This window comes from Streptomyces sp. SID14478, from assembly GCF_010548525.1.
GTDB lineage: Bacteria > Actinomycetota > Actinomycetes > Streptomycetales > Streptomycetaceae > Streptomyces.
Window position 1 is genome coordinate 1 of record NZ_JAAGMG010001270.1, and the last position, 8843, is coordinate 8843.

Annotated in this window: 4 protein-coding genes and 1 pseudogene; 1 reads left to right on the forward strand and 4 read right to left on the reverse strand. The window is 72.1% G+C overall.

The window, feature by feature from the left end; translation table 11 throughout:
• Positions 1-684: 684 nt before the first annotated feature.
• The 4 genes and pseudogenes from G3I40_RS47745 to G3I40_RS40680 all read right to left on the reverse strand — a co-directional run.
• Positions 685-1005, reverse strand: a pseudogene (locus tag G3I40_RS47745) (hypothetical protein); the annotation flags it as partial.
• Positions 989-1447, reverse strand: coding sequence for a GtrA family protein (locus G3I40_RS40670; RefSeq protein ID WP_343245183.1), 459 nt, complete (start codon positions 1445-1447; stop codon positions 989-991). The pseudogene G3I40_RS47745 and the gene G3I40_RS40670, both read right to left, overlap by 17 nt.
• Positions 1444-2148, reverse strand: a complete 705-nt coding sequence (locus G3I40_RS40675; RefSeq protein ID WP_239092237.1) for a polyprenol monophosphomannose synthase — start codon at positions 2146-2148, stop codon at positions 1444-1446. The genes G3I40_RS40670 and G3I40_RS40675 overlap by 4 nt, the downstream gene beginning before the upstream one ends.
• A 296-nt stretch (positions 2149-2444) precedes the next feature.
• Positions 2445-7376 carry an NAD-glutamate dehydrogenase gene (locus G3I40_RS40680; RefSeq protein WP_164559839.1) on the reverse strand — a complete coding sequence of 1644 codons (4932 nt, stop codon included), beginning with the start codon at positions 7374-7376 and terminating at the stop codon, positions 2445-2447.
• A gap of 460 nt (positions 7377-7836) precedes the next feature.
• On the opposite strand from G3I40_RS40680, the gene G3I40_RS40685 reads away from it, so the two are divergent.
• Positions 7837-8403, forward strand: coding sequence for a DJ-1/PfpI family protein (locus tag G3I40_RS40685; RefSeq protein ID WP_164559840.1), 567 nt, complete (start codon positions 7837-7839; stop codon positions 8401-8403).
• Positions 8404-8843: the final 440 nt, after the last annotated feature.

The following is an 8843-nucleotide window of genomic DNA, read 5'->3' on the forward strand; positions in this document are numbered from 1 at the left end:
CGCCGCGCTCGCCGCGCTCGCCGCGCTCGCCGCGCTCGCCGCGCTCGCCGCGCTCGCCGCGCTCGCCGCGCTCGCCGCGCTCGCCGCGCTCGCCGCGCTCGCCGCGCTCGCCGCGCTCGCCGCGCTCGCCGCGCTCGCCGCGCTCGCCGCGCTCGCCGCGCTCGCCGCGCTCGCCGCGCTCGCCGCGCTCGCCGCGCTCGCCGCGCTCGCCGCGCTCGCCGCGCTCGCCGCGCTCGCCGCGCTCGCCGCGCTCGCCGCGCTCGCCGCGCTCGCCGCGCTCGCCGCGCTCGCCGCGCTCGCCGCGCTCGCCGCGCTCGCCGCGCTCGCCGCGCTCGCCGCGCTCGCCGCGCTCGCCGCGCTCGCCGCGCTCGCCGCGCTCGCCGCGCTCGCCGCGCTCGCCGCGCTCGCCGCGCTCGCCGCGCTCGCCGCGCTCGCCGCGCTCGCCGCGCTCGCCGCGCTCGCCGCGCTCGCCGCGCTCGCCGCGCTCGCCGCGCTCGCCGCGCTCGCCGCGCTCGCCGCGCTCGCCGCGCTCGCCGCGCTCGCCGCGCTCGCCGCGCTCGCCGCGCTCGCCGCGCTCGCCGCGCTCGCCGCGCTCGCCGCGCTCGCCGCGCTCGCCGCGCTCGCCGCGCTCGCCGCGCTCGCCGCGCTCGCCGCGCTCGCCGCGCTCGCCGCGCTCGCCAGGAACGTACCCACGAACGCCCACACCCCCGTGCCGAGCAGCGCCAGCGACACCAGCGCCGCGATCCGCAGCACCACGAAGACACCGAGCCCGGTGGCCTTCGCCACGCAGCCCAGCAGCAGCGTCCAGGGCGTGTAGTACGGGCTGGGGGCGTCGGCCGCCACCAGTGGATCGCCGGGGTCGAGCAGGTCGTGCCGCAGTCGCTCGACGGTGGCCGCGTGGATGCCCAGGTCACCGGCCCAGGGCAGCCGTACGACGACGCCGAGCAGGAGGACGAGCAGCAGCAGCGCGGCGGCCCGCGCGAGCGCGCTACCCGCGACGCGCATCGTGCCGCCGGAACACCCACGTCCGGTAGACGAGGAAGCGGAACGCGGAGGCGAGCAGGATCGACAGGGTCTTGGCGAGGTTCGAGGCGAGCGGGCCGGTCATGCCGGCGCCGTGGTAGCCGGCGGAGAAGAGCGCGCTCTCCATGGCCACCCCGGCCCCGCTGAAGACGAAGAACAGGGCGATCTGGCGGCGGGTGCGGGCCGCGCGGTCGCGGTAGGCGTAGCAGCGGAAGCCGAGGTAGTTCGTGGCCATGGCCACGCAGCTCGCTGCCACCGTCGCCGCCATGGGGGTCCACCTCAGGGCGTGGAAGAGGAGGTTGAAGGCGAGCAGGTTGACGACGACGCCACTGCCGCCGACCACGCCGAACTTCACGATCTCGACGGAGAGGCGGCGCAGCCGCACCGAGACGGGGCGCGGCGGCGCGTAGGACGTGGTGGTCACCGGCGCGACCTCGCGCGCAGCTTCCACGGCATGGCGACGGACTCCAGCTGCACCATCAGGTTCATCTTGGACTCGCCGACGGTGCGGTCCTCGAAGTGGATCGGCACCTCCATGACGCCGTAGCCGCGGCGCAGCGCCCGGTACTTCATCTCGACCTGGAAGCTGTAGCCCGCGCTGTCCACGGACGCCAGGTCGATGGCGCGCAGGGCGTCCTCGCGCCACAGGTTGAAGCCGCCGGTGATGTCGCGGACCCGGGTGCCGAGGATGGTGCCCGCGTACGCGTTGGCCCAGCGGGACAGCAGGCGGCGGTGCGCGCCCCACGCGTCGGAGAGGGTGCCGCCCTCCACGTAACGGCTGCCCAGGGTCACCCCGGCGCCGGTCGCCAGGGCAACTCCCAGCATCTGCGGGACCTTTGACGCCGGGTGGCTGCCGTCGGCGTCCATCTGCAGGACGTACCGCGCGCCGTCGGCGACGGCCTGCGCCATGCCCGCGGCGTACGCCCGTCCGAGGCCCTCCTTGCCCGCGCGGTGCAGGACGCCGACGCGCTCGGGTCCGAACTCGCGGGCGTGCCGGTCGGCGATCTCGCCCGTGCCGTCGGGGCTGGAGTCGTCGACGACGAGCAGCCGCAGGCCGGGCAGGTCGAGCGCCATGAGCGCCCGGACCATCCCGGGCAGGTTGCCCGCCTCGTTGTAGGTAGGCATGACGACGGTCAGTGGTGTCGCGGCCCAGTCGGCGGGCAGTGCGACCGCACGACTCGCCGGATTCGCGTCCGGCCCGGACGGCTTCGACGGCATCGACGGCATCGGCTCTCCCTGATCTGTCAGACAATCAGGTCCACTTTAGACGTAATGCCCCACTTCAACGTGTATGGCGGAACCCTCGGTCCGGTCCGTGCCGCACGAGCAACCGGACCGCGACGCGGTCCGGCAGGGCGGCCGCAGCAGACACGAAGGCGCCCCGGGTCGATCGGCCCGGGGCGCCCTGATCCGCGTAACGCCTACGAATGCGTGCGCAGCAGCGTCCGCATCGTGCGCATCGCCACCGACAGGTTCGCCAGGTCGAAGGCGTCCGAGCTCTGGATCTCCTCCAGGGTGGAGCGCGCGCGGCCCAGGATCGGCGCGTTCTTCTCCTCCCACGCCTTGAACCGCTGCTCCGGCGTCGAGGTCCCGTTCCCCGCGGCCAGTACGTCGGCCGTCAGGGCGGCGTGCGCCGCGTACAGGTCCTCACGGATCGACGCGCGGGCCATGGACTGCCAGCGGTCGGCCCGCGGCAGCTCGATGATGCGGTCCATGAGCTGGGTGATGGAGAGCCGGTCCGCGAGGTCGTAGTACACCTCGGCGACGGCCAGCGCCTCCTTGCCCGTGCGGTCGGCGATCTGCACGATGTCGAGCGTCGGGAACGCCGAGGAGAACCCGGCGACGCGCGACGCCAGCTGCTCGGGCACACCGACGCCGGTCAGCTCGTCCACGATCGACTGGTACCACTCGGCGTCCGCGCCGCGCAGCATCTTCGGCATCGCGGCCCACACCTCGGCGACGCCGTCCTGGAAGAACGAGATCGTCTCCGCCAACTGCAGCGGCTGCGGGCGGTTGTTGAGCAGCCAGCGCGTGCCGCGCTCGACGAGGCGGCGCGAGTGCAGCCGGATCCGGGTCTGGACGTCGGCGGCGACGACGTTGTCGAGCGCCTCCACCGCGTCCCAGACCTCGCTCAGGCCGAAGATCTCGCGCGCGGCGAGCTGCGCCCGCACGATCTCCTCCAGGGACGCGCCCGTCTCCTCGCGCAGCCGGTGCAGGAACGTCGAACCGCCCGTGTTCACCGTGTCGTTGACGAGGACCGTCGTGATGATCTCGCGGCGCAGCGCGTGCGCGTCGATCGCCTCCCCGTACTTCTCGCGCAGCGGCCGCGGGAAGTAGGCGTGCAGCAGGCCGCGCAGGTACGCGTCGTCGGGCAGCTCGGTCTGGATGAGCTCGTCCGACGCCGTGATCTTCGTGTACGCGAGGAGGACGGCCAGCTCGGGCTGGCTCAGGCCGCGCCCGGAGTTGAGGAGCTCCTTGATCTGCCGGTCGTTCGGCAGGAACTCCAGGGACCGGTCGAGGTGGCCCTGCTTGCCGAGCCGGCGCATGAACCGCTGCTGGGCGTGGAGCAGGGACGACGACTGGGCCTCGGCGTTGGCCAGCGCGGTGTTCTGCGCGTAGTTGTTGCGCAGCACCAGGTGGCCGACCTCGTCGGTCATCGCCGCGAGGAGCTTGTTGCGCTGCTTGACGGTCATGTCCCCTTCCGAGACGAGACCGTTGAGCAGGATCTTGATGTTGACCTCGACGTCGGAGGTGTTCACGCCGGCGCTGTTGTCGATCGCGTCGGTGTTGACCTTGCCGCCGGTGCGGGCGAACTCGATGCGGCCCAGCTGGGTCGCGCCGAGGTTGCCGCCCTCGCCGATGACCTTGGCGCGCACGTCCTGGCCGTCGACCCGGATCGCGTCGTTGGCCTTGTCGCCGACGTCCGTGTTCGCCTCGACCGACGACTTCACGTACGTCCCGATGCCGCCGTTCCACAGCAGGTCGACCGGCGCCTGGAGGATGGCCTTCATCAGCTCGGCCGGGGTCATCTTGGCCTGGCCGGACGCGATGCCGAGGGCCTCGCGGATGTGGGCGTTGAGCTGGATCGACTTCGCGGAGCGGGGGAAGACGCCGCCGCCCGCGGAGATCAGCTCCTTGTTGTACTCGGCCCACGACGAGCGCGGCAGCTCGAACATGCGGCGGCGCTCGGCGTACGAGGTCTCCGCGTCCGGCTTCGGGTCGATGAAGATGTGCCGGTGGTCGAAGGCCGCGACGAGCCGGATGTGCTCGGAGAGCAGCATCCCGTTGCCGAAGACGTCACCGGACATGTCGCCGACGCCGACGACCGTGAAGTCCTCGGACTGGCTGTCGACGCCCAGCTCCCGGAAGTGCCGCTTGACGGACTCCCAGGCGCCGCGGGCGGTGATGCCCATGACCTTGTGGTCGTAGCCGGCCGAGCCGCCGGAGGCGAAGGCGTCGCCGAGCCAGAAGTTGTAGTTGTTCGCGACCTCGTTGGCGATGTCCGAGAACGTCGCCGTGCCCTTGTCGGCCGCGACCACGAGGTACGTGTCGTCCTCGTCGTGGCGCACGACGTCGGCCGGCGGCACGACCTCGCCGGCCACGAGGTTGTCGGTGATGTCGAGGAGCGCCGAGATGAAGGTCTTGTACGAGGCGACGCCCTCGGCCAGCCACGCGTCCCGGTCCACCGACGGGTCCGGCAACTGCTTGGCGACGAAGCCGCCCTTGGCGCCGACGGGCACGATGACGGTGTTCTTCACCATCTGCGCCTTCACGAGACCCAGGATCTCGGTGCGGAAGTCCTCGCGCCGGTCGGACCAGCGCAGGCCTCCTCGCGCGACCTTGCCGAAGCGCAGGTGCACGCCCTCGACACGCGGCGAGTACACCCAGATCTCGTACGCGGGCCGCGGCGCGGGCAGGTCGGGGATGGCCTGCGGGTCGAACTTCATGGAGACGTAGGCGTGCTGGGTGCCGCCGCCCGCCTCCTGGAAGAAGTTGGTGCGCAGGGTCGCCTTGATGACGGTGAGGAAGGACCGCAGGATCCGGTCCTCGTCGAGCGAGGCGACCTGGTCGAGCGCGCCGTCGACCTCTTCGAGCAGGCCGTCGATCAGCTCGGTGCCCGCGCGCTGGCGGTCCGGCGACATCCGCGCCTCGAAGAGCGAGACGAGCAGCCGGGTCGTGTGGACGTTGTTGCGGAGGGTGTCCTCCATGTAGTCCTGGCTGAACGTGGAGCCCGCCTGGCGCAGGTACTTGGCGTACGCGCGCAGCACCATCGCCTGGCGCCAGTTCAGCCCGGCCCGCAGCACGAGGGAGTTGAAGCCGTCGTTCTCGGCGCGCCCGGTCCAGGTCGCGGCGAACGCCTCCTGGAACCGCTCGCGGCCGTCGGCGCCGAGGTCGTCGCCGTTGCCGCCCGCCGACTTGGGCATGCGCAGACCGAAGTCGTAGATCCACGCCGTGGCCCGGTCCGAGCAGCGCAGCTCGTACGGGCGCTCGTCGGTCACCTCGACGCCGAGGCGCTGCAGCACCGGCAGCACGGCGGAGAGCGAGACGGGCGAGCCGGTCCGGTAGATCTTGAAGCGGCGCTCGCCGGGGGCGGCGCCCACCGGCTCGTACAGGGAGAGCGCGAAGTCCTGTGCCCCGTGGGACAGTTGCTCCAGGTGGACCAGGTCGGCGACGGCCGCGCGCGGCGTGTGGTCGGCCTTGTAGCCCTCGGGGAACGAACCGCCGTAGCGGCGCAGCAGCTCCGCGGCGCGCTCCTCGCCGCACTCGGCGTTCAGCGCCTCGGCGAAGCCGTCGGCCCAGGAGCGGGCGGCCTCCACGAGCCGGGCCTCGATGCGGTCCTTGTCGGCGTCGGACAGCTCCGGCAGCTCGGTGCCGGGTGCGACGCGGACGACGAAGTGCAGCCGGGAGAGGATCGACTCGGTGTTCCAGGCGGTGAAGTCGACGCTGGTGCCGGCGAGTTCTTCCTTCAGGATGTCGATGATCCGCAGGCGCACACCGGTGGTGTAGCGGTCGCGCGGCAGGTAGACGAGGGCCGAGTAGTAGCGCCCGTACTCGTCCTGGCGCAGGTACAGCCGCAGCCGGCGCCGCTCCTGCAGGTACAGGACGGACGTGACGATGGAGCGCAGCTCGTCGGGCGGCGTCTGGAACAGCTCGTCGCGCGGGTACGTCTCCATGATCTGCATCAGGTCGCGGCCGTCGTGGCTGTTGGGCGAGAAGCCCGCGCCCTTGAGGACCTCGGCGACCTTGCGGCGGATGACGGGGACGCGGCGCACCGACTCGGTGTACGCGGCGGAGGAGAACAGGCCGAGGAAGCGGCGCTCGCCGACGACGTTGCCCTCGGCGTCGAACTTCTTCACGCCGACGTAGTCGAGGTAGCTGGGCCGGTGCACGGTGGCACGGCTGTTGGCCTTGGTCAGCACGAGCAGCCGGTGCTCGCGGGCCTTGGCGCGGGCGTCGGCCGGCAGCCGGTTGAAGGACGGGGAGACCGGGTGGAGGTCGTCGCCCGCGTGCTGCGGGTCGGCCCGCAGGATGCCGAGCCCGGTGCCGGGCACGGCGGAGAGGGAGTCCTCGTCCGTCAGGTCGTACTCACGGAAGCCGAGGAAGGTGAAGTGGTCGGCGGCCAGCCAGCGCAGCAGCTCGCGGGCCTCCTCGACCTCCTGGTCGCGCAGGTCGCCGGCGGTCGGCTCGCTGGGCAGCTCGTCGGCGATGCGCAGCGCCGAGTCACGCATCTTCTCCCAGTCCTCGACCGTCTCGCGGACGTCGGACAGGACGCGGAGCAGGTCGGAGGTGATCTGCTTCAGGTCGGCCCGGTCGGTCTCGCGGTCCATCTCGACGTGGATCCACGACTCGGTGACCACGTCGTGGCCCTCCGCGGACGAACCGGCCGGCAGCACTTCCTGCAGCTTGCCGGTGACGTCGCGGCGGACGACGACCTGCGGGTGGATGACGACGTGGATGCCGCGGCCCTGCCGGGACAGCTCGTTGGTCACGGAGTCCACGAGGAACGGCATGTCGTCGGTGACGACCTCGACGACGGAGTGGCTGCAGGTCCAGCCGTTCTCCTCGACGGTCGGCGTGTGGACCTTGACGTTCGCGGTGCCCTGCGGCCGGTTCTCGGCGAGCCGGTAGTGCGAGTACGCGGCTCCGAAGACGTCGACCGGATCGCGGTCCGTGAGGTCCTCGGGTGCGGTGTGCAGGTAGTAGCGCTGGAGGAACGCGAGCACGGTGTCCCGGTCAGGAGTGCCCTCGTCCGTCGCCCCAGTCGGTAGGTGCCCCCCTACCGGGCTGTTCTCAGCTACCCGGGCGGCCCGTGCGAGCAGCTCGGCCTTGGCTTCGTCCAGCTTGGTCTGCATTGTCCTCTGGCTCCTGTCGCGCGCCGTTGCGAGACGTAGACGTGAAGGGAACGACATAACGCCGCGACGCGGGGTGTCCGGTCGACTTCGACGTTATGCCGGAATGAGAGAAGAGCGGACGGTAATGCGCCATTTTCAACGAACTGGCCATCCGCCGGAAATGATCAGCGGCTGCGAGCCCGCTCAAGGGCTCATCGCGCCGGGCACGGTCGCTGTGGCGACCCGTGAGCTCCCGGCGCGGGCAGGGGGCGACGATGCCCCCGCGAGATATCGCGCTGATCACGGGACAAGGCTATCGCTCCCCACCGGGGGCCCGTCATGAACCGTATGTGTACAAAACCTGCGGTCGAACTTTGACACTCTGCACAGAACCACGCCCCCTTGCCAGGGCCCACAAGGGCAGGCACGTTGGGCACGACGGCGGATACCGGCCCGCCCCGGTGAGGGGAGCGTGTGACCAATGGCACCCAAGATTCTGATCGTGACGGGCGACGCGGCGGAGTCGCTGGAGGTCCTCTACCCGTACCAACGTCTGCGCGAGGAGGGCTACGAGGTCCACATCGCGGCGCCGACCCGCAAGACGCTGCGCTTCGTGGTCCATGACTTCGAGCCGGGCTTCGACACGTACACGGAGAAGCCGGGCTACACCTGGCCCGCGGACCTGGCCTTCTCGGAAGTCGATCCGGGGCAGTACGCCGCCCTGGTGATCCCCGGCGGCCGGGCCCCGGAGTACCTGCGCGGCGACGGCGAGCTCCGCAAGATCGTCAAGTCGTTCTTCGACACGGACCGGCCCATCGCCCAGATCTGCCACGGCCCGCTCCTGACGGCGGCCGTCGACGGTCTGCGGGGCCGCCGCGTGACGGCGTACCCGGCGCTCGAACCCGACATCCAGGCGGCCGGCGCCGACTTCCAGGACGCGGAGACGGTCGTCGACGGCACGCTGGTCTCGGCCCGCGCCTGGCCGGACCACTCCGGCTGGATGCGGGAGTTCCTCACGGTGCTGCGGGCGAAGGCCCCGGTTCTCTGACGGCCCACGGGGTCCGGGTGCTCTGACGGCCCGCGGGGTCCGGGCGGGCCGTGCCGGTTCCTGTAAGAGGTGGCTGCCCCGCCGACGAGGGCAGCCACCGTGACGTGCCGTGCTTCCGGGCGCTGCGACGGGGAGTCGTTGCCACGACAGCCGTGGGGAGTTGACCATTACTGCCCGACGCTCCGCCGCGCGCTTCCTCCCGGAGCGCTCGGCACGGGTACAGCTTCGCGGGATTCCTCCGGCCGGGACATCGGTATGGCGGGAGACAGGTATACGCATGTCGGCGGGGTCGCGGGCTGTCCGTATACCTAGGGATCAACGTCGGCCCAAGGCCCGGCCCGGGGTGGCACTCTCACCGCGGCGCCGGCGCCCGGCGACCGGGTCGGCACCTGTGCGGCCCCTCCCCCGCGCACGAGACGCCCGGCCGCACCACGGCCCCG